A 25,366-nucleotide genomic window follows, 5' to 3' on the forward strand; every position below is an offset into this window, starting at 1 on the left:
GACGACTCAGGGCCGGTGGTGGGTCGCGAGCCACGCGGGGAACGCGGTCAGGTCCGGCAGGACGACGTCGGCGCCGGCCTCGCGCAGCTCCCGCTCGTCGCAGGGTCCGGTGGTGACCGCGACCGCGTACGCCTGTGCCGTGCGGGCGCCGCGTACGTCGCCGGTGTGGTCGCCGACGTAGACGCTCGCGCCGTGCTCGCGCAGCGCGGCCGCCTTGGCCTCGGCCCACAGGTCGCCCACGACCACGTCGGGCTCGATGCCGAGGTGCTCCAGGTGCCGCTTGGCGTTGGGCTCGTACTTGGCGGTGACCACGATCGCCCGCCCACCGGCCGCGCGGACCGCCGCGATGGCCTCCGGCGCGCCCGGCATCGCGGGGGTCGCGGCGATCGCGATCGCCGGGTACATCTCGCGGTAGAGGTCCGCCATCGCCGGGATCTCCGCCGCCGGGAACCAGCACGCCAGCTCGTCCGCGAGCGGGGGGCCGAGGCGGGTGATCGCCAGGTCGGCGTCTATGTACGTCCCCGTCCGCGCCGCCAGCGCCTCGTAGCAGGCGTGGATGCCCGGCCGTGAGTCGATCAACGTCATGTCGAGATCGAACCCGACGGTGAGTGCGCGAGAAGTCATACCGCCCATTGTGGGGCGGGGGGCGTGTGGGGGCGGGGGAGGGTGCGGTTCGGGGGCGGGTGCGGCCCGGTGGGGGCTGGTCGCGCAGTTCCCCGCGCCCCTAAAAGCCCAGGCCCCTGCGGGCCTGGAAAGAAGACGGCCCCCACCGGACCCGCACCCGCCCACAACCGCGCCCGCCCACAACCGAACCGCACCCCCCGACACGTCCCCCGCCCGCGCTCACCGGGCGCGTTGGGAGCGCCAGAGCAAATACAGCGCGGAGGACACCGCCGCGATCCGCAGCATCCAGGGCCACGCGTCGGCGAGCGCCGCGTCCATGTGGCCCTTGGCGATCGGCTCACCCCAACGCCCGTCCGTACGCCCCCACAGCCAGACGACCCCGCCCGCGGCCACCGCCCCCGGAATCCCCATGACCGCCCACTTCGACTCGGAAGGCGTCAACTTCCGCGACAGATAGGCGATCAGCCACCCGAGCCCCAGCGGCACCAGACTCCCCATGACCGCCCCCGCGACCAGCAACGCGGCGGCCAGCAACAGCAGCGGATTGCTCCACCCCCCGCCCCCCGAGGCCCGCAGCCGAGGCAACGGCAACCGTCGCCGCCGCGCCCCACCCTCCTGTGCGGGGGCCGCGGCCGGAGCGGCGGCAGCACCCTCGGCCGTGGCGGCCTTCCCCGCCACCTCCGCCGCCGCCTCCACCGGAGGCGGCGGCGCCTTCAGCAGCTCGGGAATCTCCACGCCCCCGACGAACCCGGGCACGGAGTCCCCCAGCCCGAACCCGATATCGGCGCCCCCGGGCCCGCCACCGACCCGCCACCAGTCGGGCTGCACATCCCCGTCGCCCAGCTCGTGCAGCGGGGCGAGATGCGGCGGCGCGGCACCGCCCGCCGACGACGGCGGCACGGCGTCGGCGGGACGCGGTCGCGGCACGACCCGCCGCAGCCCCTTGGCCGGCTCCCCGGCCCCGTCCGTGTCGTCCCCGTCCGCTCCGGTCACCCGCTGCACGGGCACCGCCGCGGCCCGGGGCTCCGGTACGTCACCGGGCTCGCCGGCCGCCTCGACGACCTCACCCGGCGTACCGAGGCGGGCGATGATGCGCCGCACGGCCGCCGGGCTGTCCACCGGCGCCTTCGCCCGCCGCCGGTCGATCTCGTCACGCAGCCCCGCCACCAGACGCATCCGCGTCGCCGACGGCAACTGCCGCTGCTGAGCCAGATCACCGACCCGGCTCAGATACTCGTAGACGACCTGGTCGCTCTCAATCCCCACGAAGCCCCTCCGGGGTTGGCGCGCGTACTTCCTCCCGACGGTATCGCTTCCGCCCACGCGGAAGCCGCGAGGAACCACGCGGCCGCCCCCCACCGGCCCCGCACCGGACCCCCACCCGCCGACGCACCCGCACCCCGACCCCTGAGGCGCCCCGGCCCGGCGGAGCCCAGGCGCTAACGTTGGCCGGATGAGCACCGAGGAGCACACCCCCACGGAGGCGGCGCCTGCCGGTGGGGCCCCCCGTTCGCTGGCGGAGGCGCTGCGCGGGCGGGACGACCGTTCGCTCGCCGTGCTGCTCCGGGCGCGGCCGGATCTCATCACGCCCGTGCCGACCGACCTGACCCAGCTGGCGACCCGGGCGGGGACCCGCGCCTCGGTCGTCCGGGCCCTGGAGCGCCTGGACCGGTTCGCCCTGCAGACGGCGCAGGCCCTGGCCGTGGCGGCCGACCCGGCGTCGTACGGCGAACTCGCGGGCCTGCTGGCCGGTGACGAGGCCGACCCCGCCGTCACCGCCGCGCTGCCCCACGCGCTCGGCACCCTGCGCGACCAGGCCCTGGTGTGGGGCCCCGAGGACCGTCTGCGGCTCGTCCGCACGGCCCGTGAGCTGCTCGCCCCCTCCCCGCAGCACCCCTCCCCCACCGGTCTCGGCCCGACCGTCGCGGAGGCCACGGCGGGTATGTCGCCGGGGCGGGTCCAGGAGATCGTGGCGGAGGCGGGTCTGCCGAGCACCCATGACTCGGTGTCGGCCGTCACCGCCCTCAGCGGCCTGTTCTCCGACCGTCGCCGCATGGCCGCGCTCCTGGCCGCCGCGCCCCCCGAGTCCCTCGACGTCCTGACCCGCCTGGTGTGGGGGCCGCCGTACGGGCAGGTCACGGCCAGCCCGGCGGCGCATCTGCGCTGGCTGCTGGACCGGGGGCTGCTGCTGCCGACCGCGCCCGGCACGGTCGTCCTGCCGCGCGAGGTCGCCCTGCATCTGCGGGCGGGCCGGGCCCACCGGGAGGTGCGGCCGGTGCCGCCGCCCGTGGAGGCGTCGGCCGCGCACCGTCCCCAGGTGGTGGACGCGACGGCGGCCGGTCAGGCGTACACCGCGCTGGCGACCGTGGAGGAGTTGCTGAAGGACTGGGACGAGGGCGGGCCGGGTGTCCTGCGCGCGGGCGGGCTCAGTGTGCGGGACCTGAAGCGGACCGCCGTGGCCCTGGACCTGTCCGAGCAGGTCGCCGCGTTCTGGGTCGAACTCGCCTACGCCGCGGGGCTGTTGGCGTCCGACGGCGAGGCCGACGAGCGGTACGCCGCGACCCCCGCGTACGACGGGTGGCTGGAGCTGCCCGCCGCCGAGCGCTGGGCGCGGCTGGCCACGGCCTGGCTGTCGGCGACCCGTACGGCCGGGGTGATCGGCGAACGGGACGCCAAGGACCGTACGTTGTCGGCGCTGGGTCCGGGTCTGGACCGTTCGGCCGCGCCGGAGGTGCGCCACCGGGTCCTCGCGCTGCTGGCCGGGCTGCCCGAGGGCACGTCGGCCGCCCCCGACTCCGTACTGGCCCGTCTGCACTGGGAACGCCCCACCCGCGGCGGCCGGCAGTCCCCCTCACCACAGCCGGGGTCCTCGCACGCCGGGCAGGGGGAGGATCTGCGGGCCCGGATCGCCCGCTGGACCCTGTCGGAGGCCGAGTCGCTCGGGGTCACCGGGCGCGGCGCGCTGTCCTCGCACGGCCGCGCCCTCCTCGGCTTCCCGCACGAGGCCGCGGCCGGCGCCGATCTGCCGGAGACCCCCGGCGACAAGCTCCCCGCCCATCACGTCCCTGTGCCGCATGCTCCGGCACCGTCCCCCGACCCGGTCGCCGAGCGGGCCGCGGCCGCCTCCCGGGCCGCGCGGCTGCTCGCGCCGCTGCTCCCCGAACCGCTGGACCACGTGCTGCTGCAGGCGGACCTGACGGCCGTCGCGCCGGGCCCGCTGAAGCGGCCGCTGGCGGACGCGCTGGGCGTCCTGGCGGACGTGGAGTCGAAGGGTGGCGCGACGGTGTACCGGTTCACGCCGGGGTCGGTGCGCCGGGCGCTGGACGCGGGCCGAAGCGCCTCCGACCTGCACGCCTTCCTGACCGCCCACTCCCGTACGCCGGTTCCGCAGCCGCTCGCGTACCTGATCGACGACGTGGCCCGGCGCCATGGGCATCTGCGGATCGGCGCGGCGTCGGCGTACGTGCGGTGCGACGACGACGCGATGCTCAGCGAGATCCTCGCCGACAAGCGGTCGCAGGGGCTCGGGCTGCGGCGGCTGGCGCCGACCGTGCTCGCGGCCCAGACGGACCCCGCGACGCTGCTCGACGGGCTGCGGGCGATGGGGTACGCGCCGGCCGCCGAGTCGGCGGAGGGCGATGTGCTGATCACCCGGGCGCATGCCCACCGCACCCCGCCCCGCACGGCCCCGGAGCCGGTCCCGGAGGGGCCCCCGGCCCCGGACGACACGCTGCTGGGCGCCGCGATCCGGGCCATCCGCGCCGGTGACCTCGCCTCCACCGCGCCCCGGCGGACGACCGGGGACCCGGCCCCGGCCGGCGCCCTGCCCCGCACGGGTTCCGCCGAGACCCTGGCGACGATGCAGGCGGCCGTCCTCACGGGCGAGGCCCTGTGGATCGGCTACGTCAACGCCGAGGGCTCCGCCAGCCAGCGCGTCATCGCCCCGGTCCGGGTCGAGGGCGGTTTCGTGACGGCGTACGACCACACGGCGGACGAGGTACGGACGTTCCCGCTGCACCGGATCACGGGTGTCGCGGAACTGGCGGACGAGGCGACCTGAGCGCCGGCCGCCCCCGGTCCCGGCCGTGTTGATCAAGTCGCTTCCCGTCCCTCACCCGTATGGGCGTACGCCGGAGTTCATGCAGGCCATCGGGTGATTTCCCTCCGATGAGCGGTCGGGCGGGGGCGGGCGCATCGTGGGGTGGGCGGCGGGGCAGCCACCCTGTGTCCGATCGAGATCGACTCCCCTGCGCTCGAAAGGCCCACCCGTACGCATGCGCCCCCTGCTCACGCTCGTCTTCGCCGTCGCCCTGGTGGGTGTGCTCGCCTCCCCGGCCGCGGCCAACCCGCCGCTGCCCCTGCCCGAACTCGGCACGCTGGTGGGTGAGGGCGTCGGCGTGGAGGGGCCCTTGATCCAGAACGTCAGCCTGTTGAAGTAGAGGCGCGGCCGGCCCGGTAGCTGTCCCCTTCGATGCGGACGATCTCGGCGTGGTGTGCGAGGCGGTCGACCATCGCGGGGGCGGCCCCGCCGAAGATCTCCTCCCAGCGGCCGAGCGGCCGGTCGCTGGTCACGATCAGCGAGGCCCGCTCGTAGCGGTGCGCGATCAGCTGGAAGACCAGCCGGGCGGTGTCCGTGTCGAAGGGGAGGTAGCCGACCTCGTCGACGACCAGCAGGGGGCAGGCGTCGAGCGCGGACAGTTCCTCCGCGAGCCTGCCCTCGGCCCGTGCCCCGGCAAGGCGGGCGGCCCACTGGATGGCGGTCGCGAACAGCACCCGGTGCCCGGCCTGGCAGGCCCGTACGCCGAGCCCGATCGCCAGATGCGTCTTGCCGGTGCCGGGGGCGCCGACGAACACCACGTTCCGCCCGGCGGCCATGAAGTCCAGCGTCCCGAGCCGGGTCAGCACCCGCCGGTCGAAGGAGCGCGGGTGGCTCGTGTCGAAGTCCTCCAGCAGCTTGCGCGCCGGGAAGCCGGCCGCCCGCATCCGCCCCTCGACCCCGGTCTCGGCCGGGGGCGGCGTGCGCCGGGCCTCGTACGGCACGATCCGGGCCCCGCCGCGCGTGAACCGGGTCTCGTGCTCGTGGGAGGAGCCCCGGCCGTCGTGGGTCGGGTAGTTCTCGTACGAGGTGGCCTGGGCCGGGATCGGCAGCCGGCTGGTGGGGGGAGCGGGGGCGACGGGGCCCCTCTGCCGGGCCGGTTCCGTCGGCTGCGACGGCTCCCCCGGGCCGCGGTGTTCCGTGGGCTCCACCGGCACGGGCGGGCCCGGCGGCCGCTTCGGGGCGGCGGCGGACGTGCCGTGGTGGGAGCCGTGTCCCTTGTCCTCGCGCAGCATCGGGCCCGACATGTACGCCAGGAGCACCGCCGAGGCGATGAAGGCCATGTGGATCACCGTGCCCCACAGCAGCGCGTGGTGCGAGGTGTGGTGGACGTCGACGAACATCTGGAGCAGATGGACGGAGGAGATGCCCACGATGGCGGTGGCGAGCTTCACCTTCAGCACGTTGGAGTTGACATGCGAGAGCCATTCCGGCTGGTCGCGGTGGCCCTGGAGGCCGATGCGGGAGACGAAGGTCTCGTAGCCGCCGACGATCGTCATGATCAGCAGATTGGCGATCATGACGACGTCGACCAGCTTGAGCACGGCGAGCATCACGTACGTCTCGGAGGCGTTGCCGCCCACGCACCTGACGATTAACGTCCACAGCTCGTTGAAGAACTTGTAGACGTACACCCCCTGGGCCGCGACGAGACCGAAGTACAGCGGTGCCTGGAGCCAGCGGGTGGCGAAGAGGGCGTAGCCGAGCGTGGTGCCCTGCGGAGAGACGGGCGGGGTGACCGGGTCTGCCGGGGTGGTTGGCTGCACGGTCCGCATTCTTCGGAACTTTTGCCGCAAATCTGAATTCCTGCCACTCATCGGAATGAATAGACATGTAATAAGACCGGGATCCGGAGGGGTGGGCGCCGCGGAAAGCCTTGTTGATCAGGCACACTGGACGTTTGGCCGAATCGAAAGGTGCCGCGTGTGAATGGTCCCCTCATCGTCCAGTCCGACAAGACGCTGCTCCTGGAGGTCGACCACGAGCAGGCGGACGAGTGCCGTCGGGTCATCGCGCCGTTCGCCGAGCTGGAGCGGGCGCCCGAGCACATCCACACCTACCGGGTGACCCCGCTCGGCCTGTGGAACGCGCGCGCCGCCGGGCACGACGCCGAGCAGGTCGTCGACGCGCTGGTGCAGTACAGCCGCTACCCCGTACCGCACGCGCTCCTCGTGGACGTCGCCGAGACGATGGACCGCTACGGCCGCCTCACCCTCTCCAAGCACCCGGTGCACGGCCTCGTCCTCACCACCACGGACCGGCCGGTGCTGGAGGAGATCCTGCGGTCCAAGAGGATCACTCCGCTCGTCGGTGCCCGGATCGACCCGGACACCGTCGCCGTGCACCCCTCCGAGCGCGGGCAGATCAAACAGACCCTGCTGAAGCTGGGCTGGCCCGCCGATGACCTCGCCGGCTACGTGGACGGCGAGGCCCACCCGATCGAACTGGCCGAGGACGGCTGGGCGCTGCGCCCGTACCAGAAGCAGGCGGTGGAGAACTTCTGGCACGGCGGCAGCGGAGTCGTCGTGCTGCCCTGCGGCGCCGGAAAGACGCTGGTCGGGGCCGGGTCCATGGCCCAGGCCAAGGCGACCACCCTCATCCTCGTCACGAACACCGTCTCCGCCCGTCAGTGGAAGCACGAGCTGGTGAAGCGGACGTCGCTGACCGAGGAGGAGATCGGCGAGTACAGCGGGACGCGCAAGGAGATCCGGCCGGTCACCATCGCCACCTACCAGGTGCTGACGACCCGCCGGAAGGGCGTCTACCCGCACCTGGAGCTGTTCGACTCCCGTGACTGGGGGCTCATCGTCTACGACGAGGTGCATCTCCTTCCCGCTCCGGTCTTCAAGTTCACCGCCGATCTGCAGGCGCGCCGGCGGCTGGGGCTGACGGCGACCCTCGTCCGGGAGGACGGGCGGGAGTCGGACGTGTTCTCGCTCATCGGGCCCAAGCGGTTCGACGCCCCCTGGAAGGAGATCGAGGCGCAGGGCTACATCGCGCCCGCCGACTGCGTCGAGGTCCGGGTGAACCTGACCGACTCCGAGCGGCTCGCCTACGCGACCGCCGAGCAGGAGGAGAAGTACCGCTTCTGCTCCACCACCGCGACCAAGCGGAAGGTGGCCGAGGCGATCGTCCGCCGCTTCGCGGGGCAGCAGGTCCTCGTCATCGGCCAGTACATCGACCAGCTCGACGAACTGGGCGCCCACCTGGACGCGCCGGTGATCAAGGGCGAGACCAGCAACGCGCAGCGCGAGAAGCTCTTCGACGCCTTCCGGCAGGGCGAGATCAACGTCCTGGTGGTGTCGAAGGTCGCGAACTTCTCCATCGACCTCCCGGAGGCCACGGTCGCCATCCAGGTCTCCGGCACCTTCGGCTCCCGCCAGGAGGAGGCCCAGCGCCTCGGCCGCGTCCTGCGCCCCAAGGCCGACGGCCACAAGGCCCACTTCTACTCGGTCGTGGCCCGCGACACCATCGACCAGGACTTCGCCGCCCACCGCCAGCGCTTCCTCGCCGAACAGGGGTACGCCTACCGGATCATGGACGCGGACGAGCTGCTGACGGAGGGCTGAGGCCGGCCCGGCAGGGGCAGGACCGGCGGGACGGGCGGGACGGTCAGCCGTACCGCCCCGTGCCGCCGAGGACCGGGGCCGCCTTGAGTGCGGGCAGCGGGAGCCGGGTCGCCGGACGGGCGGGCGGGCGCAGGGGTGATCGCCCCGCGCCTGGCGCGGGACTCTGCGGAGGGAGCGGGGGCACGCGGGGTGAGGCCGGGCCTCACCGGCGGCGTATGCCCGCTTCCTCCGCGTATTCACCGAGCACGATCACGCCGAAGGCGGCGCTCGCGAAGACCTTGACGGCGCGGAGGGCGTCGGCGAGGCGGTGACGGCGGTGGTGGTCGTCGAGGCCGGTGGCGCCGGGCGGCGGACCGGGTCGGCCGGAGGCCGATGCGGGGATGAACGTCGCTGCACTCATGACTCCATGGTGGAACGTCCGCCTCTGGATTACGTCGGTCTGGGGAGTGAACCCGCTGAGGCCCCGGCTCACCCTCAGGTCCCCCCGCCCCCTGATACCGGCGATGTACGCACCCCCTAGGGGTACGGCGCAGAATTTTCGTTGGCCTCCGCCCCCTCCCCTCACCTACACTCTCCGCTCTTGCCCGCCTCCCTTCCGTGGAGCGCCGTCGCCCGGACGGAAACCGGTCGGCCACCGCCCCTGGCAGAACACCGCCGTCAGGCGGCACTCCCAGGCACACCCCTAGGTCCCGTAGGTCACCCGGAGGCACCCCCTTGTCCGCGCACTCCACCGCCGATCCCGCCGCCGATCCCGCCGCCGATCCCGCCGCCGATCCCGCCGACCCGCTCTCCCGAGAGCGTTCGCACCTCTCCGCCTCCCGTTCGGCCCTGCGCGCCATGCGGGAGGACGTGGAGGCGCTGGACATCAAGGACGTCACCGCGAACTGGGTGAACGCGGAGGTGCTGGCCCGCCAGATCGAGGAGCGGATCAAGTCGCTCGCCGACCTGAGCCACACCCCGCTCTTCTTCGGCCGCCTCGACTATCTGCACGCCCCCGGCGCCGACCACGCCGAGGGAGCGGAAGGGGAACGGTTCTACATCGGCCGCCGCCATGTGCACGACGCGGACGGCGACCCGATGGTCATCGACTGGCGCGCCCCCGTCTCCCAGCCGTTCTACCGGGCCTCCAAGACCGACCCGCTGGACGTCGCACTGCGCCGCCGCTTCGGTTACACCGGCGGCGACCTCACCGCGTACGAGGACGAGCACCTCTCCGACCCCGCCGAGGCGGCCACCACCAGCAAGCTTCTGCAGCAGGAGATCGAGCGGCCGCGCGTCGGCCCGATGCGGGACATCGTGGCGACGATCCAGCCGGAGCAGGACGAGATCGTCCGGTCCGACCTCGGCGGCTCCCTCTGCGTCCAGGGCGGCCCCGGCACCGGAAAGACCGCCGTCGGCCTGCACCGCGTCGCCTACCTCCTCTACGCCCACCGCGAGCGCCTCGCCCGCACCGGCACCCTCGTCATCGGGCCGAACCGGTCCTTCCTCCACTACATCGAGCAGGTCCTCCCCGCGCTGGGCGAGCTGGAGGTCAAGCAGGCGACCGTCGACGACCTCGTCTCCCACGTCGAGGTGCGGGGCGCGGACGAGGCACCGGCCGCCGTCGTCAAGGGCGACGCCCGCATGGCCGAGGTGCTCCGCCGGGCCGTCCGCTCGCACGTCACGCCGCCCACCGAGCCCGTCGTGGTCGTCCGGGGTTCGCGTCGCTGGCGCGTACCGGCGTACGAACTGGCGGACATCGTGCGGGAGTTGCTGGAGCGGGACATCCGCTACGGAGCCGCCCGCGAGGCCCTGCCGCAGCGGATCGCGCACGCCGTGCTGGTGCAGATGGAGCGGTCCGGGGAGGCGCCGGACGACCGAGTGCAGGACGCGGTGGCCCGCAACACCGCCGTGAAGGCGGCGGTCAAGACGATGTGGCCGCCCGTCGATCCCGCCAGGCTCGTCCTGCGCCTCCTCTCCGACCCGGACTTCCTCGCCGCGCACGCGGACGGGATCCTCACGGGCGACGAGCAGAAGACGATCCTGTGGGCGAAGCCGGCGCGGAGCGTGAAGGCGGCCCGCTGGTCCGCCGCCGACGCCGTGCTCGTCGACGAGACCACCGACCTGGTGCAGCGCACGCACTCGCTCGGGCATGTCGTCCTCGACGAGGCGCAGGACCTCTCCCCCATGCAGTACCGGGCGGTCGGGCGCCGCTGCACCACCGGCTCCGCGACCGTCCTCGGCGACCTCGCGCAGGGCACCACTCCCTGGGCGACGCGGAGCTGGGAGGAGGCCCTGACCCACCTCGGCAAGGCGGAGGCCCACGTGGAGGAGCTGACGGCCGGTTTCCGGGTGCCGACCGACGTGATCACGTACGCCTCCCGGCTCCTGCCCCACATCGCGCCCGGTCTGACGCCGGTCGCGTCGGTCCGTGAGAACCCGGGCTTCTTCGACGTACGGCCGAGCGCGGACGACTCCGAGGTCGTCGCCGCCTGCGAGGAGCTGCTGCGCAACGAGGGCTCGACCGGGCTCATCGCCGCCGACGCCCGGATCCCCGCGCTCGCGGAGGCGCTCACGGCGGCCGGGATCGGCTATCTGGCGCCGGGCGAGGAGACGACGTACGAGACCCGCCTCACCCTCGTCCCGGCCTCGCTCGCCAAGGGCCTGGAGTACGACTACGTCGTCCTGGACGAGCCCCGGGCGGTCGTCGACGGCGAACCGGACGAACGCACGGGCCTGCGCCGCCTGTACGTGGCGCTCACGCGAGCGGTGTCGGGCCTGATCGTGACGCACGCGGCCCCGCTGCCGCCACAGCTCGGCTAGCGCCGCCCCGTCCGGGTACGCGCGACGGCCCCCGGCGACCGAGGTCGCCGGGGGCCGTGGTGTGCGCGCGGCCGGGGTGTGTGTGCGGCCGGGGTGTGTGTGCGGCCTACTTGAACTTGTTGCTGGTCGCCAGGTAGACCTGCTTGGCGTTCTTCCCCAGGCGCGGGCCGGTGATGAACGTGGCGCGGTCGCTCAGGGAGTTGTTGGAGACCAGGTAGGTGCGGCCCTTGTAGGTCGTGAACCAGGGGCCGCCGGAGGCGCCGCCGTTCATGGTGCAGCCGACCATGTACTGGGCGGGGTAGTCGCTCGGGTAGCTGTAGCCGAGGACGAAGCGCTTGGTGGCGCCCTGGCAGTGGTACATCTTCGAGCCGTCGTACGGGGCCTCGGCCGGGTAGCCGCGGACCTTCATTTTCTTGACCTTGTTGGCGGCGGGGGCGTTGAACCACACCGGCAGGGCCGAACCGACGCGCTCCTCCAGGGACTTGGCGCCCTTCTCCGGCTTCATGTGCAGGACGGCGTAGTCGTACGCCGCGGCCACGGTGCCCTTGCTCGCGGCGCCGCCCTTGATCCAGGGGCCGGAGGTGGTGGCCCAGTCGGCCCAGGCGAGGCCGTACGGGGAGACGTTGGTGGCGCGGTAGTCCCGGGACGCCTGGTTGATGTTCAGCTTGCCCGAGTTGTTGAAGGACGGGACGAAGGCGATGTTGCGGTACCAGCCGCCGCCCTTGCCCGCGTGCACGCAGTGCCCGGCGGTCCACACGAGGTTGGACTTGCCCGGGTGGGCCGGGTCCTTCACGACCGCGGCGGAGCAGACGCTCGACCCCTGGGGCGTGGTGAAGAACAGCTTGCCGACCGGGGCGGCGTTCTTGTGGTAGGTCGCCTTGACCTTGGCCGCCTGCTGCTTCTTGACCTTGCCGTCGGGCAGCCAGACCTGGGTGGTCTTGCTCGACCCGGTGGCGGTGTTCCCCGCCTCGGCGACCGCCGGCAGGTCCGGGAGGTTCTCCTCGGCCTCGGCGATGCGCTCGGGCGTCCAGAAGTCCTCGATGTACGGGTTGGCGAAGTCCTCGGCCCTGGAGGCCCAGTCGCCGCCGAAGTCCTGCCAGCCACCGTCCTTCCACTTCCGCAGCGCGTCACCGCTGAGGTCGGTGGGCACGCCCTTGGGGAGCTTGAAGCCGCCGACGGTCGTGTCACCGCCGCTCTCGTTCTCACCGGTGTCGACGCCGTCGCCCGCGTCCGCTTGCGCGGTCGTCGAGCCGCCGGCCTCGGCCCCGCTCTCGTCGGTCTTGCTGCAGGCAGTGGTGGTGACCATGATCGCGGCGATCACGGCGGCCGCGGCCGTGAGGCCGCGGCGGCGTATGAATGGCATGGAAGCCCGTCCCCGTGTGATGAAACTTGTCATGCCCCCGCTTGGCTGGGGCGGAGACCACTATGCACGCGGGCGGGACGCGGAACGATCTCCGAGCGGGTGCGCGCGGCGACTTCGCACACAACAACTACGTGGCGGATATCTACCCGTGATGTGCGAGCGCGCGACGGCGTCCGGTGCGCCCGGCGTGGACCACCGGGGTAACGCACAGGATCCGCACATCAATTGATTCTTCATCACTCCGACACCCCCCGCCTCTTGCGCGCTACCCGTGAGTACGGCGAATCTGACCTGCGCATGCCACTTCGCAGCACGTGGCACCCCCGCACCCCGGCTCCCGGCCGTCTCCCCCCCGCGCCGCGGTCCATCAGGAGGTCGCAGTGAAGACAGGTTCGCGCACGCGTACTTCGCGTCGTTTCCGCAGATCCGCAGTCACCCTGGGCGCCACCGCCGCGCTGGTCGTCGGTGTCGCGGGCAGCGCGTACGCCGCTCCGCCCGCCGCACTGCCCGCCAACGCCGAGGCACTGGAGAAGACGTGGCAGCCGGCGTACGACTACGACACGGACGGCTGCTACGCGACCCCCGCGATCGGCGCCACGGGCACGGTCAACGGTGGCCTCAAGCCGACCGGTTCGCTCAGCGGCGACTGCCGGGACGCGTCCGACCTGGACAACACCAACGGCTACTCGCGCTACAAGTGCAACAACGGCTGGTGCGCGATCATGTACGACCTCTACTTCGAGAAGGACCAGGCGGTCGCGGGCAGCAGCATCGGCGGCCACCGCCACGACTGGGAGCACGTCGTCGTCTGGGTGCAGAACGGCACGGCCCGGTACGTCTCGACCTCCAACCACGGCGGCTTCACCGTGCACGCCGCGTCGTCGGTGCGCTGGGACGGCACTCACGCGAAGATCGTCTACCACAAGGACGGCATCCGGACGCACTGCTTCCGCCTCGCGGGCTCCAACGACGAGCCGCCGGAGAACCACAAGGGCACCTGGCAGTACCCGCCGCTCGTCGGCTGGAACGGCTACCCGTCGACCGCCATCCGCGACACCCTCGTCGCCTACGACTTCGGCAGCGCCAACTTCGGCCTCAAGGACGGCAGTTTCGCCTCCAACCTCACCAAGGCGATGCCGTCGGGCATCACGTTCGACCCGAACGCGTAGCCCAGCGGGGTGCCCTTCGGCGGGGGCGGGGCCGCCTCGGAGGCGGCGTCGGCCGGGCCAGTCGACCGCGCGGGTGGCAGCCCGCGCGGTCAAGTGGCCCGCGAGCCGGGCGGGCGAGCGGGCGAGCGGGCGGGCGAGCGGGCGAGGCGGGCCACGCGCGGGCCCCTGTCCGGGCTAGGCGACGCGACCCGCGTCCAGGGCACGGCGCCATGCGCGTACCGCGTCCGCGTCGACCGGCGCGGACCAGCCTCCCGGGCGCGCCGCTCCTCCGATGTGGAAGGCGTCCACGCGGGCGGCGCGCAGCCGCGGGACGTGGTCGAGACGCAGGCCCCCGCCGATCAGCAGGCGCTGGGTGTAGCCGGGGTCACCGCGTCGCGCGGCCTCGGCCAGCAGCACCGGGAGCCCGGCGTCGACCCCGGACCCCGAGCCCGCCGTGAGGTACGTGTCCAGCCCCGGCAGGTCCGCGAGCTGCTTGCGCAGGGCCTCCCGGTCGGCGGCGCGGTCGATCGCCCGGTGGAACGTCCACGCCCGCCCGTCCAGCTCGGCGACCACCCGCTCCAGCGCGTCCAGGTCGGGCCCGCCGTCCTCCGCGAGGAACCCGAGCACGAACTCCTCCGCCCCGGCCGCCCGCAGATCGCACGCCACCCGCACCAACGCGTCCACGCGCCCCGCCGCGAACCCGTCGGCGAGCCTCAGCATGACCCGTACCGGGATGTCGACGGCGGCCTGCACCTCCACGAACGTGGCGACCGCCGGGGTGAGCCCGTCGGCCCCCATGTCCGCGACCAGCTCCAGCCGGTCGGCACCTCCGGTCTGGGCGGCGACGGCGTCCTCGGCACCGAGGGCGATCACCTCCAGAAGCGCGCGCGTGGTCATGGGGCCCCTTCCCTCGGGCTTCGGCTTGGCGTGGACGACAACAGGTCTAGTCCAATTTACAACAGGTGGACCTGTTGGACGCGGCCGTCACGGTTCGCACCTGGACGGCCACCCTCCGCATCTACCCTGGTGTGGGCGCGCTGCAACAAGGCCGGCTGTGCGAGAGGGAGTTGCCCCATGCCGAAGCCCAGGACCATCGACCCCTCCCAGTCCACGCGAGCGATGTACGGCGCGGAGCTGCGCCACCGGCGGGAACGGGCTGGTATGTCACAGGAGGAGCTGGGGGCCGCGATGTTCATCAGCGGCGCGTACGTCGGGATGCTGGAGGTGGGAACGCGGAGGATGCAGCCGGAGTTCGCGCGGATGGCGGACGAGGTGCTGGACACCGACGGGTTCTTCACGCGGAACCTGGAAGCGGCGAGACAGTCTCCGTACGAGCACCACTTCGCGGATGTGGTGGAGTTCGAGAGCCTTGCGCTCAGCATCAAGGACTGGGCACCGATCCTGGTGCCGGGCCTGCTTCAGACAGCGGAGTACACGCGAGCGGTCGTCCGCGCGTACGACCCGTTCCTCACGCAGGAGGCGGTCGAGGGACGGGTGGCTGCTCGGCGGGCACGCGCACACATCTTCGAGAACCCGACGAAGCCGCAGTACTGGGCCGTGCTGGACGAAATGGTCGTGCGCCGACCAGTGGGCGGACCGGCGGTCATGGCGGAGCAGTTGCGGCACATCGCGGCAATGGCCAGGCGCCATCGGATCATCGTTCAGGTGCTTCCACTGGCGGAGGGGGCGAATGCCGGGATGACGGGCATCTTCAAGCTCATGACGTTCGAGGATGCTCCGCCTCTCGCCTACTCGGACGGGGCCGAAACTGGCCGTCTTCAGGACGATCGTTCCGTGGTGACCCGTTCCACGCTGTCCTACGATCTGATTGGGGGTGCGGCACTGTCGCCTGGCGCGTCCCTCGCCATGATCGAGCAGGCGGCCGAGGAGTACGAGGATGCGCACCGCACCCGACCTGAAGACCGCGACTTGGCGTAAGAGCAGCTACAGCGGGGGCAACAGCGCGGAGTGCGTGGAAGTGTCCGACGGCCACCCCGGCCTCGTCCCCGTCCGCGACAGCAAGAACCCGGCCGGCGGTGTTCTCGTCTTCGGGGCCGCCGCCTGGTCGCACTTCGTGGCGGCGGCCCGTGAAGGGTGACCGCCCTCAGTAGATGGTGATCCGCTCGATCTTGTGGACCTTGCCGCTCGGGGAACCGGAGGCGAGGCCGAGGTCGAAGGCGTACCACTTCGGCAGCCGGCCCCAGTCCCACTGCGGGCCGCCCAGCACCGTGCGGTACGTGAAGCTCACCTCGTTGTTGCCGGTGTTCATCCAGCCCACCCCGTAGATGGCGACATCGATGGTGCCGGCGTTGGCGAAGCAGGGATTCACGCCGTCGACCTCGAAGTAGAGGAAGTCGCTCCTCTCGCCGCAGTCCACCCGGTTGATGGCGTGGGCGGGCAGGGCGGTGGCGACGGTGGCTGCCAGTGCCACTCCGGTGACCCCGGCGAAACGGAGGGCGCGACGCGCGATCGAACCATTCATCAAAGGCCCCTCTGCGGTTCGGATTCGGCGAGTGAGAGGCACCCGAAGCCCTTCGGGTTGCCTGGTGCGACGGGCGGACTTTGCACTCAACTACCTTGCGAGCCAAGGTAGTTACCCGTAGGGATCAGCTCCGGACGCCGATGCGGGGAGCAGGAGAGACGACCCGTCTCGATCTCGCTGAGGGCGGGATGGGTGGAGTCGAGCCCCGTCACGGCACAATGCGTACATGTCCGCCCCTGAGACACCTGACGCCCCCGAGACACCTCAGACACCGGAGACACCCGGTGTCTCGGAGGCCCGCCGCGTGGCCCTCCGCCACCGCTGGCTCCCCGCGCTGCTCTCCGCCCGGGACGGAGCCTGCGAACCCGCGCCGGGGCCGTACGCCGAGAACCTGATCGAGCGGTGGTCCGAGCCGCAGCGGAAGTACCACACCCTCGATCACCTCACGGCGGTGCTGGACCGTGTCGAGGTGCTGGAGGAGTACGCGGCGGACCCGGATCTCGTGCGGCTGGCGACCTGGTTCCACGACGCCGTGTACCTGCCGGACCGGTCGGAGAACGAGGAGCGGTCGGCCCGGCTCGCCGAGCGGGCGCTGACCGAGGCGGGGGTGCCGGCGGCGAAGGTGGCGGAGGTCGCCCGGCTGGTGCGGCTGACGATCACCCATGATCCGGCCGACGACGACTCCAACGGGCAGGTGCTGTGCGACGCGGATCTCGCGATCCTCGCGTCGCCGCCGGACGCGTACGCCGCCTACGCCGCCGCCGTGCGGGAGGAGTACGGGTTCGTGCCGGACGAGGCGTTCCGGGAGGGCCGCGCGGCGGTGCTGCGCCAGCTCCTCGACCTGCCCCGGCTGTTCAGGACGCCGTACGGGGAGCGGGAGTGGGAGGGCCGGGCGCGGGAGAACCTTCGCACCGAACTGGCGCTGCTGACGGGCTGACGGGCTGACCGAGCGCATCGATCGAGCCACGGGGGAATGCGGTCCCCCGGCCGCCGGTTACCCCTGTATATGTCTTCTCCCGCCACCGCCGAGGACCACCCCGCCCGCTTCCGCATACCCCTCTCCGTCTACGTCCTCGGCCTCGCCGTCTTCGCGCTCGGCACCAGTGAGTTCATGCTCTCCGGGCTGCTGCCGCCCCTCGCCGAGGACATGCACGTGTCCATTCCACGGGCAGGGCTGCTGATCTCGGCGTTCGCGATCGGGATGGTGGTCGGGGCGCCGCTGCTGGCGGTGGCGACGCTGCGTCTGCCCCGGCGTACGACTCTCGTCGCGCTGATCACGATCTTCGGGTTCGGGCAGGTCGCGGGCGCCCTCGCCCCGAACTACGGCGTCCTCTTCGCCTCCCGGGTCGTGAGCGCGCTCGCCTGCGCGGGGTTCTGGGCGGTCGGAGCGGCCGTGGCGGTGGCGATGGTGCCGGTGAACGCGCGGGCGCGCGCCCTGGCCATCATGATCGGCGGGTTGTCGATCGCGAACGTGCTCGGGGTGCCGGCGGGGGCGTTCCTCGGGGAGCACTTCGGGTGGCGGTCGGCGTTCTGGGCGGTGGCGGTGGCCTCGGCGATCGCGCTCGTCGGGGTCGTCACACTGGTTCCGGCCATTCCCCGGCCCGAGCAGCTGCCCCGGCTCGGGCAGGAGGTCCGGATCTACCGCGACCGGCAGGTCTGGCTGACCATCGCCGTCGTGGCGCTCGCCGCCGGCGGTGTCTTCTGCGCGTTCAGTTATCTCGCGCCGCTGCTCACGGACGTGGCGGGGCTGGACGACGGATGGGTGCCGACGGTTCTCGCGCTGTTCGGGATCGGCGCGCTGATCGGCACGGCGATCGGGGGCCGGGTCGCGGACGCGCACCTCTTCGGGGTGCTGCTCAGCGGTATCACCGCCTCCACCGTCTTCCTCGTCGCCCTGGCGCTGCTCGCCCAGTACGCCGTCGCCGCCGTGCTGCTGTCCTTCCTCCTCGGGGTGTCCTGCTTCTACACCGCCCCGGCGCTCAACGCCCGGCTGTTCAACGTCGCGGGCGCCGCCCCGACCCTGGCCGGCGCCACCACCACCGCCGCGTTCAACCTCGGCAACACCGGCGGCCCCTGGGTCGGCGGGGTGGTCATCGACGCGGGCTTCGGTTTCGCCTCCACCGCCTGGGCGGGCGCCGCCATCACCGCCGCCGCGATCGGCACCACGGCCGTGTCGCTGCGCCTGCACCGGCGTACGCGGGCCTCCCGGCTGGTGGCCGGGAGCGGTGGGAGCGCCGTAAATCCGGTACGTACGGACGTCTGACCCCGCCTATCCTCGCCGCCATGCGACCAATGGGTGGGGATCAGGTACAGGAAGCCGTCGAACACTGTCTGGCGGTGCTGGAGACGGTGGTCGACCAGGACTGGGAGGGCGTCAAGGCCGGTCGGCTGGAGTGGAGTTGCCGGGGGACGGCCGACCACATCGCCTCGGACCTGATCGCGTACGCGGGGCAGTTGGCGGGGCGGCCGACGGCGCGCTGGGTGCCGTTCGAGATCGACTTGTCCGAGTGCGAGGGGAACGCCGACGTACTGGAGGTGATCCGGACGACCGGCGTGCTGCTGGCCGCCACCGTCACGGCCACTCCCCGCTCGGTGCGGGGCTACCACCCGTATCCGTTCCGGGCGGCCGACCGTGAGGGCTTCGCGGCGATGGGGGTCGCCGAGGTGCTGCTGCACACGTACGACATCGCGGAGGGCCTCGGGCTGCCCGCGTCCGCGCACCTGCCGCCCGTCGGGCTGTGCGAGACCGTGCTCGCGCGCCTCTTCCCGCACGTCAGGCCCGGTGACGACCCCTGGGCGACGCTGCTGTGGGCCACCGGCCGGGGCGAGCTGCCGGGGCGCGCGCCCGTCACGGAGTGGCAGTGGCGCAATCCGCTGCACATCGATGCCGGACGGATCGTCCTCCAGGGCGTCCACCCGGCCGCCGCGGCCGATCTCGCCGAGGGCGGCACGGGGGGCTTCGACTGGATCGTGGGCGGGCCCATCGACGGGACGCGGGTCGGGGCGGGGCTGGTGTTCCAGGCGTACGAGGCGGGGGTGCACCGGCCGGAGTGGGGCATGTTCGTGCTCGTACGCGAGGAGGACGGGATGGCCGTCGGCGCGCTCGGCTACCACGGCGCCCCGGACGAGGAGGGCCGTGTCGAGGTCGGCTACGACCTGGTCGAGGGGGCGCGCGGGCGCGGCTACATGACCGAGGCACTGCGCGGACTGACCGGCTGGGCAGAGGAACGGGCCCGGGAACAGGGCGACGTACGGTCGCTCTTCGCGGTCGTCGACAAGACCAACACGGCTTCCCAGGGCGTCGTCAGCCGGGCCGGCTTCCAGAAGGTCAGCGACGACTGGGGGGACGGCGAGCACGGGACGCAGTTCGCGTACGAACTCCGCCTCGGCACCTGACGCCACCGGGTCCGACTCGCGCAGACCGGAACCGCACAGATACGGGACCGCACGGCCGGGACCTGAGCCGGGACCGCACGGCCGGGACCGCACGGCCCGGACCGCTCAGGCCGTCGTGGCACCCCGCCGCTTCGGTCTGCGCAGGCCCGCCTCCGTCAGCCTGCGCAGCAGCTCCTTCGAGCCGACCTCCGCGGCTCCCGCCCGCACGACCTCCTCGTAGCGGTGGGACGGGATGTCGTAGTGGTCGCGTTCGAAGGCGCGCTCGGGGATGCCCAACCGCTGCGCGAAGGCGTGCAGTTCGTCGAAGGAGGCGTCGCTCACGAGGTGGGACCACATGCGGCCGTGCCCCGGCCAGGTGGGCGGATCGATGTAGAGGCTCACGAGGAGTGCCCCTCTCCGAACGCCCCTCCGGGCCCGTCTCCGAACGCCCCTCCGGGTCCCTCTCCCGCCCCTTCTCCGATCGCCGTCCTCAGCGCCCCCACCGCCGCGACCCGCACCCCCGCCTTGTGGCACACCCACCGCGGGTCGGGTCCCAGCTCCGGTTCCACGTCGAGCGCGTGCGGGTCACCGTCGTCGCAGACCGGGCAGAGGGGCCAGCGGCCGTACTGTTCGAGCAGGGCGTCCTGTACGTCCTGGGCGACGAGCCCGGCGACGTACGGCACTCCGTCCGGCCACTGCTCGACCCACCAGCGGCGTTGCACGACCGATTCCTCGACCATGGACACGACATCGGCCTCGGCGACCCTCCCGGCCGCCAGATCGGCGAGTACGAGGGCGCGGGCCGCGTGCAGCGCCTGCTCAAGGGGGCTCACGGGGTCACTGCTGGGGCTCATGCACCCATTGTGCGGCCCTTGACCATACGGCCGGAAAGAAAATATCTTTCATTATGTGAGTGATGACGTGAAGGAAACTTTCGCAGCCGCGGCCAGGGAGGCCGCCGGCCGCCCGGCCGAAGGCCGGAGCGGCTCCGCGACCACGTCGTCCGCACCACCCGCCCCCGCCGCCCTCGCGGCGAAGGTGCGGACGCTGGCCCCGTCCATGACCCGCTCGATGCAGCGCGTCGCGGAGGCCGTCGCGAACGACCCGGCGGCCTGCGCCGCCCTCACGGTCACCGGCCTCGCCGAGCTGACCGGCACCAGCGAGGCGACGGTCGTCCGCACCGCACGCCTCCTCGGCTACCCCGGCTACCGCGACCTGCGCCTCGCCCTCGCCGGACTCGCCGCCCACCAGCAGTCGGGCCGCGCCCCCTCGGTCACGGCCGACATCGCGGTGGACGACCCGCTGCCCGACGTGGTCGCCAAGCTCGCCTACGACGAGCAGCAGACCCTCGCGGACACGGCGGCCGGACTCGACATGGCCCAGCTCGGCGCGGCGGTCGGAGCGCTCGCCGGGGCCCGCCGTATAGACATCTACGGCGTCGGGGCGTCCGGGCTGGTCGCCCAGGACCTCACGCAGAAGCTGCTCCGCATAGGGCTGATAGCCCACGCCCACAGCGACCCGCACCTCGCCGTCACCAACGCGGTGCAGCTCCGCGCGAAGGACGTGGCCGTGGCGATCACCCACTCCGGCTCGACGGGCGACGTCATCGAGCCGCTGCGGGTCGCCTTCGACCACGGGGCCACGACGATCGCGATCACCGGACGGCCGGACGGACCGGTCTCCCAGTACGCCGACCACGTCCTGACGACGTCCACGGCCCGGGAGAGCGAGCTGCGACCGGCGGCGATGTCGTCCCGGACGAGTCAGCTGCTGGTGGTGGACTGCCTGTTCGTCGGGGTGGCGCAACGGACGTACGAGTCGGCGGCGCCCGCGTTGTCGGCGTCGTACGAGGCGTTGGCGCACCGGCACCGGGTCGGCGGTCCGTCCCGGTAGCACCCGGTGACGAGCGCCCCGCCACCGCGCAGGCCTCCGACCCACCCGTAGCACCGCCGTACCACCGCACGGCCCCGTACGGAATGAGCCCCCATGCCCTCCACCCCTGGTATCCCCGGCACTCCCGACACCTCCGCCCTCCCCAACCACCTGGCCGTGCGCGCCGAGTTGGAGTCGCTGACGACCGAGGCGTTCCGGCCGGAGCTGGCCGACATCGATCAGCTGCCGACGCTGGACATCGCGAAGCTGATGAACGCCGAGGACGCGACCGTGCCGACGGCGGTCTCCGCGCAGTTGCCGCTCATCGCGGCGGCCATCGACGCGATCGCGGAGCGGATGGCCCGGGGCGGCCGGCTCGTCTACGCGGGGGCGGGCACGGCCGGGCGGCTGGGCGTCCTGGACGCGTCCGAGTGCCCGCCGACGTTCAACACCGCGCCCTCGCAGGTCGTGGGCCTGATCGCGGGCGGCCGGGATGCCATGATCACCTCGATCGAGGGCGCGGAGGACTCGGCGGAGCTGGCCCGGACCGACCTCGACGCGCTCAAACTCACGCCCGACGACACCGTGGTCGGCGTCTCCGCCTCCGGCCGCACCCCGTACGCGGTGGGCGCGGTGGAGCACGCGCGCGCGGTCGGCGCGCTCACCGTCGGTCTGTCCTGCAACGCGGCCAGCGCGCTCGCCGCGGCGGCCGACCACGGCATCGAGATCGTCGCCGGACCCGAGCTGGTCACCGGCTCGACCCGCCTCAAGGCCGGCACGGCCCAGAAGCTGGTCCTCAACATGCTCTCGACGATCACCATGATCCGTCTCGGCAAGACCTACGGGAACCTCATGGTCGACGTCCGCGCCACCAACGACAAGCTCCGCGCCCGCTCCCACCGCATCGTCGCCCTCGCCACGGGCGCCACGGACGCCGAGATCGAAACGGCCCTCACGGCCACGAACGGCCAGGTCAAGCACGCCATCCTCACCATCCTGACCGGCGTGGACGCGGACACCGCGACCCGCCTGCTGACGGAGAACGAGGGCCACCTTCGGGCAGCCCTGACCGCCACGACACCCGACTGACCGCCACCCACCGGCGGCCCGTACGGCGGACACCCACCGGCGGCCCGTACGGCGGACACCCCGCCCGCGTCATCCGGGTCCGCCGGTGACGGCGCGGCCCAGGTACGCGGCCAGCCGGTCGAGTGCGGTGGCGTGCGTGGATGCCGCCTGTGCTGGGGCGAAGGAGCCCGCCGGAGTACGGGGCAGCCCGCCGTAGATCTCCCGTACGACGGGGAGGGCCGTCTCGGCGAGGCGCTGGACGGCGACGGCGTCGAAGGGGTGTCCGACGGCCCGGGCGAGGTCCCAGCCGTGGACCAGCATCTCGATGACCAGCTGTTCGACGAGCCGTCGCCCGGGCGCGGGGCCGTAGCGGCGGTCGAGCATGCCCGGGCGGGCGAAGGCCGACCGCGCGGCCCTCGACGCGGAACGGAACGCCGCCACGTGATCGGTCCCGAGGTGGTCCGCGGTGAAATCGGCGCGGGGGGTGCCGTCGGCCAGGGAGGCCCACAGCAGGTTCTCCCAGACGAGATGGCCGAGCAGCGCGCGTACGTCCCAGTCGGCGCAGGGCGTCGGCCGGTCGAACTGGTCCGGTTCCACCGCGGCGACGAGCAGCCCGACCGCGTCCAGGACCTCCTCGCAGGCGCGGAGCACGCCGCCCGGTTCCCAGGCGTCCGCCCCGGCGTCGTACAGCGCGTCGAGTCGCGCCGCCCGTGCGCCGGGTGCGGGGTGCGCCCGCAGTGCCGTGGTGAGCCAGTGCCCCGCTGCCGCCATGCTGGGCCGCACGGGTCGTCCGTTGATGACGCACAGCAGATGCCAGTACCGCTCCATGTGCGGGTCGGCGGCGACCTCCAGCTGGCGCAGCAGCAGGGACCTGGTCCCGGTGTCGTCGACCGGTGTGGTTCCGTCGGGAGACGTCTGCGTGGGGAGCCACGTCGCCATGACGGCGGCCACGACGGGGTCGGCCGCCGGTGAGTCCGGGGCGATGCCCTGATCCCTCGCGGTCTCCACCCGCCGCAGCCACGCGTCGGTGACGCGCTCCGCCTCCTTGAGCGCGCTCTCGTCGTGCTCGCCCGGGTGGTGTTCGGCGGCGTACCGCGCCATGCGTCGCAGGCCGGCGCGCAGGGCCGGCGTCGTGACGAGTTCGCCCAGTTCCAGCCAGGCGTCCGTCTGCTCGTCGGTGGCGTGGGCGGGCAGCTCCGGGGTGGCGGCGAGCAGGCCGCGCCGGTAGGCGGGTACGTCCAGTTCTCCCAGGGTCTCGGTGACGAAGTCCTGGATGACGGCCCGGCGTTCGGCGGCCGACATACGTACCAGCTCGGTCATGGTGGTGAGCCCCTCGGCGGTGGTGTCGCGGCGGACGGCGGAGCGCAGTACGGCCTGTCGCGTCCGCAGGGCGCGGATCTGCGCCTCCAGCGCGTCGACGTGGGTGGCGGCCACCTCCGACAGGGTGTCCTCCCGCTCCACCACGTCCCGGATCGTGGCCAGTCCCAGCCCCAGCCCGCGCAGGGTCTGCGCCAGTTGCAGGCGGGAGAGGGCCTCGGGTCCGTAGAGCCGGTAGCCGGCCGGGGTGCGGTGTGCCGGGTGGACGATCCCGAGGTCGGACCAGTGGCGGACCAGCTTCACCGACAGTCCGGCCCTGCGCGCGACCTCGCCGATACTCCAGAGCGTGTTGTCACCGACGTGCATGGGCTCCACCCTGCGGTCTCCCACGCGGGGAGAGTCAACAGCCCCCGGCATCGGCCTTCCGGTCCGGGCGCCCTTTCCGGACGGGCCCGCCCCTCACCAGCGCCACGCCCACCTCGGGCGACACCCCGTCCCCCGCGCCCCCACCGCGCAGGCGGCCTCCCAGTCCTTCCTGGCCTTCGCCCGGTCCGGGCGCAGGGAATCGATCAGCCGGTCGCGCTCGCGTTCCTTCTCCGCCCTGCGCTCGGCCGCCTCCTTCCGGATCTTGCGCACCTCGGCGTCGATGTCCGCGCTCTGCCGCTGCCGCTCCGCGCGGTACTCGGCGTCGCGCAGCTCCCGGCGTTCGTCGGCGTGATCCGGGTGATAGGCGTAGCGCCGGTCACCCCGGCGGACGGGGTAGAGCAGCACCTGCCGGCCCGCGAGGGCGGCGAGGGCCACGACCAGCGCCGACGACCAAAGGACGATCTCCACCGTGCGGCCTCCCCGATGCACCACTGGTGTGCCGCCAGCAGTGTCCCGCCCGGGATCGCCGCACGGAATACGGCCGTAGGTCACGGTTCCGCCGGAGCGGGCACCGAAGGTGGCATGAACAGGTACCGAGGGCGGCACGGGAGCAGGCGCCGGAACCGCTCACGGGCATCGATGTCAGTGGGGTGTGGCACCGTGGGGTGAGTCGATGTCTCCAGGGAAGGACCGAGCCCGTGAACCACGCCCAGCTCACCGCCCTCGGCCGTGCCCTGCGTCTCCTCGGGGAGCACGGCGAGACGCTGAGCGCCGAGACGACGGACGCCCGGCTGCACGAGGTGAAGGCGGACATCAGGCGTGCCCTGGAGCTGCTGGACGACACGGTCGCGGCGGCCAAGCCGACGACCCGCTGCGCCGAGCATCCGAACGGCCCGGTCGACGAGGAGGCCCCGGACCGCTGTCTCCTCTGCGAGACCCGCCGCCGAGCCGCCCGCCGCACCCAGCTGAACGACAGCTACGGCCCTCCCCGCCCCACCGGCCCCGCCGCCCAGGCCCCCTCGCGCTACGGCATACGGGACGACCGCCCCCAGCCCCAGCAGCGCTGGCTCCCCGAGGCGTGGAACGGCCAGGTCTGGCAGCTCTGCGGCACCCCCCGCCGCGACCGCCGCGAGGCCGAGCTGTTTCTCGCCGCCCAGCGCCGGGGCCCCCGCCCCGCCGTCGCCTACCGCCTGATCCAGGAGTTCACGGACTACGACGTGACGCGTATCTGGGGCGAGCCGGTCCGGATGGACATCGAGCCGATGGGGAATGTCTGAGCGGGTC

At 73.0% G+C, this 25,366-nt stretch carries 24 protein-coding genes; 13 read left to right on the forward strand and 11 right to left on the reverse strand.

Annotated elements, in window-relative coordinates:
• Nucleotides 1-6 precede the first annotated feature (6 nt).
• Nucleotides 7-633, reverse strand: a complete 627-nt coding sequence (locus H4687_RS21250; protein ID WP_046920271.1) for an HAD family hydrolase — start codon at nucleotides 631-633, stop codon at nucleotides 7-9.
• A gap of 210 nt (nucleotides 634-843) precedes the next feature.
• The gene (locus H4687_RS21255) at nucleotides 844-1,890 is read right to left on the reverse strand and encodes a hypothetical protein (protein WP_050398184.1); all 1,047 of its coding nucleotides are present in this window, start codon (nucleotides 1,888-1,890) and stop codon (nucleotides 844-846) included.
• Nucleotides 1,891-2,077: 187 nt separating this feature from the next.
• Between H4687_RS21255 and H4687_RS21260 the strand changes: the two genes are divergently transcribed.
• Nucleotides 2,078-4,684: a helicase C-terminal domain-containing protein gene (locus tag H4687_RS21260; RefSeq protein ID WP_050398185.1), complete on the forward strand. Its 2,607-nt coding sequence runs from the start codon at nucleotides 2,078-2,080 to the stop codon at nucleotides 4,682-4,684.
• Between the two features lie 214 nt (nucleotides 4,685-4,898).
• On the forward strand, nucleotides 4,899-5,063 hold the full coding sequence (locus H4687_RS21265) for a hypothetical protein (protein ID WP_167358618.1): 165 nt from the start codon (nucleotides 4,899-4,901) through the stop codon (nucleotides 5,061-5,063).
• Here the strand turns inward: H4687_RS21265 and istB are convergent.
• Complete coding sequence (gene istB / locus H4687_RS21270; protein WP_050398186.1) at nucleotides 5,047-6,495, reverse strand: IS21-like element helper ATPase IstB; 1,449 nt, start codon at nucleotides 6,493-6,495, stop codon at nucleotides 5,047-5,049. The two genes, H4687_RS21265 and istB, sit on opposite strands and share 17 nt — an antisense overlap.
• 150 nt (nucleotides 6,496-6,645) lie before the next feature.
• On the opposite strand from istB, the gene H4687_RS21275 reads away from it, so the two are divergent.
• On the forward strand, nucleotides 6,646-8,289 hold the full coding sequence (locus H4687_RS21275; RefSeq protein WP_046919656.1) for a DNA repair helicase XPB: 1,644 nt from the start codon (nucleotides 6,646-6,648) through the stop codon (nucleotides 8,287-8,289).
• Between the two features lie 202 nt (nucleotides 8,290-8,491).
• Here the strand turns inward: H4687_RS21275 and H4687_RS21280 are convergent, their stop codons facing one another.
• Entirely contained in the window at nucleotides 8,492-8,689 is a 198-nt protein-coding gene (locus H4687_RS21280; protein ID WP_046917297.1) for a hypothetical protein, read from the reverse strand.
• A 314-nt stretch (nucleotides 8,690-9,003) separates the two neighbouring features.
• On the opposite strand from H4687_RS21280, the gene H4687_RS21285 reads away from it, so the two are divergent.
• Nucleotides 9,004-11,091: a HelD family protein gene (locus H4687_RS21285; RefSeq protein WP_050398187.1), complete on the forward strand. Its 2,088-nt coding sequence runs from the start codon at nucleotides 9,004-9,006 to the stop codon at nucleotides 11,089-11,091.
• Nucleotides 11,092-11,197: 106 nt separating this feature from the next.
• On the opposite strand, the gene H4687_RS21290 is transcribed toward H4687_RS21285, so the two are convergent.
• The gene (locus H4687_RS21290) at nucleotides 11,198-12,454 is read right to left on the reverse strand and encodes a trypsin-like serine peptidase (protein ID WP_046917299.1); all 1,257 of its coding nucleotides are present in this window, start codon (nucleotides 12,452-12,454) and stop codon (nucleotides 11,198-11,200) included.
• A 380-nt stretch (nucleotides 12,455-12,834) separates the two neighbouring features.
• On the opposite strand from H4687_RS21290, the gene H4687_RS21295 reads away from it, so the two are divergent.
• On the forward strand, nucleotides 12,835-13,623 hold the full coding sequence (locus tag H4687_RS21295) for an NPP1 family protein (RefSeq protein ID WP_050399225.1): 789 nt from the start codon (nucleotides 12,835-12,837) through the stop codon (nucleotides 13,621-13,623).
• A gap of 174 nt (nucleotides 13,624-13,797) precedes the next feature.
• Here H4687_RS21295 and H4687_RS21300 read toward each other — a convergent pair whose 3' ends face one another.
• Nucleotides 13,798-14,499: a copper homeostasis protein CutC gene (locus H4687_RS21300; protein WP_046919234.1), complete on the reverse strand. Its 702-nt coding sequence runs from the start codon at nucleotides 14,497-14,499 to the stop codon at nucleotides 13,798-13,800.
• Between the two features lie 177 nt (nucleotides 14,500-14,676).
• Between H4687_RS21300 and H4687_RS21305 the strand changes: the two genes are divergently transcribed.
• Both H4687_RS21305 and H4687_RS21310 read left to right on the forward strand, forming a co-directional pair.
• A complete protein-coding gene (locus H4687_RS21305) occupies nucleotides 14,677-15,540 on the forward strand; it encodes a helix-turn-helix domain-containing protein (protein ID WP_046919233.1) in 864 nt (287 codons plus the stop codon).
• The gene (locus H4687_RS21310; RefSeq protein ID WP_046919232.1) at nucleotides 15,500-15,700 is read left to right on the forward strand and encodes a DUF397 domain-containing protein; all 201 of its coding nucleotides are present in this window, start codon (nucleotides 15,500-15,502) and stop codon (nucleotides 15,698-15,700) included. Before H4687_RS21305 ends, H4687_RS21310 begins: the two co-directional genes overlap by 41 nt.
• A gap of 6 nt (nucleotides 15,701-15,706) precedes the next feature.
• Here the strand turns inward: H4687_RS21310 and H4687_RS21315 are convergent, their stop codons facing one another.
• Complete coding sequence (locus H4687_RS21315; protein ID WP_050399223.1) at nucleotides 15,707-16,084, reverse strand: beta/gamma crystallin domain-containing protein; 378 nt, start codon at nucleotides 16,082-16,084, stop codon at nucleotides 15,707-15,709.
• Nucleotides 16,085-16,310: 226 nt separating this feature from the next.
• Here H4687_RS21315 and H4687_RS21320 point away from each other — a divergent pair, with 226 nt between their 5' ends.
• The 3 genes from H4687_RS21320 (at nucleotide 16,311) to H4687_RS21330 (ending at nucleotide 19,480) form a co-directional block, all read left to right on the forward strand.
• Nucleotides 16,311-17,021: an HD domain-containing protein gene (locus H4687_RS21320; protein WP_225966770.1), complete on the forward strand. Its 711-nt coding sequence runs from the start codon at nucleotides 16,311-16,313 to the stop codon at nucleotides 17,019-17,021.
• Nucleotides 17,022-17,090: 69 nt separating this feature from the next.
• Entirely contained in the window at nucleotides 17,091-18,347 is a 1,257-nt protein-coding gene (locus H4687_RS21325; protein WP_046919230.1) for a Cmx/CmrA family chloramphenicol efflux MFS transporter, read from the forward strand.
• Between the two features lie 29 nt (nucleotides 18,348-18,376).
• Nucleotides 18,377-19,480 (forward strand): GNAT family N-acetyltransferase, encoded by a 1,104-nt coding sequence (locus tag H4687_RS21330; RefSeq protein WP_050399221.1) that lies wholly within the window; start codon nucleotides 18,377-18,379, stop codon nucleotides 19,478-19,480.
• Between the two features lie 105 nt (nucleotides 19,481-19,585).
• On the opposite strand, the gene H4687_RS21335 is transcribed toward H4687_RS21330, so the two are convergent.
• Nucleotides 19,586-19,861, reverse strand: coding sequence for a DUF4031 domain-containing protein (locus tag H4687_RS21335; protein ID WP_046919493.1), 276 nt, complete (start codon nucleotides 19,859-19,861; stop codon nucleotides 19,586-19,588).
• Nucleotides 19,858-20,313 carry a hypothetical protein gene (locus H4687_RS21340; protein ID WP_046919494.1) on the reverse strand — a complete coding sequence of 152 codons (456 nt, stop codon included), beginning with the start codon at nucleotides 20,311-20,313 and terminating at the stop codon, nucleotides 19,858-19,860. Before H4687_RS21340 ends, H4687_RS21335 begins: the two co-directional genes overlap by 4 nt.
• A 55-nt stretch (nucleotides 20,314-20,368) precedes the next feature.
• Between H4687_RS21340 and H4687_RS21345 the strand changes: the two genes are divergently transcribed.
• Together H4687_RS21345 and murQ are read left to right on the forward strand one after the other, a co-directional pair.
• Nucleotides 20,369-21,352 carry a MurR/RpiR family transcriptional regulator gene (locus H4687_RS21345; protein ID WP_046919495.1) on the forward strand — a complete coding sequence of 328 codons (984 nt, stop codon included), beginning with the start codon at nucleotides 20,369-20,371 and terminating at the stop codon, nucleotides 21,350-21,352.
• 93 nt (nucleotides 21,353-21,445) lie between these two features.
• Complete coding sequence (gene murQ, locus H4687_RS21350) at nucleotides 21,446-22,420, forward strand: N-acetylmuramic acid 6-phosphate etherase (RefSeq protein ID WP_050399218.1); 975 nt, start codon at nucleotides 21,446-21,448, stop codon at nucleotides 22,418-22,420.
• 69 nt (nucleotides 22,421-22,489) lie between these two features.
• Here murQ and H4687_RS21355 read toward each other — a convergent pair whose 3' ends face one another.
• Together H4687_RS21355 and H4687_RS21360 are read right to left on the reverse strand one after the other, a co-directional pair.
• On the reverse strand, nucleotides 22,490-24,106 hold the full coding sequence (locus H4687_RS21355; protein ID WP_233443567.1) for a TIGR03086 family metal-binding protein: 1,617 nt from the start codon (nucleotides 24,104-24,106) through the stop codon (nucleotides 22,490-22,492).
• Nucleotides 24,107-24,175: 69 nt separating this feature from the next.
• Complete coding sequence (locus H4687_RS21360; RefSeq protein WP_046920053.1) at nucleotides 24,176-24,550, reverse strand: hypothetical protein; 375 nt, start codon at nucleotides 24,548-24,550, stop codon at nucleotides 24,176-24,178.
• Nucleotides 24,551-24,780: 230 nt separating this feature from the next.
• Here H4687_RS21360 and H4687_RS21365 point away from each other — a divergent pair, with 230 nt between their 5' ends.
• Nucleotides 24,781-25,359 (forward strand): hypothetical protein, encoded by a 579-nt coding sequence (locus H4687_RS21365; protein ID WP_097249918.1) that lies wholly within the window; start codon nucleotides 24,781-24,783, stop codon nucleotides 25,357-25,359.
• Nucleotides 25,360-25,366: the final 7 nt, after the last annotated feature.

It is taken from the genome of Streptomyces stelliscabiei, assembly GCF_014873495.1.
GTDB classification, from domain to species: domain Bacteria; phylum Actinomycetota; class Actinomycetes; order Streptomycetales; family Streptomycetaceae; genus Streptomyces; species Streptomyces bottropensis.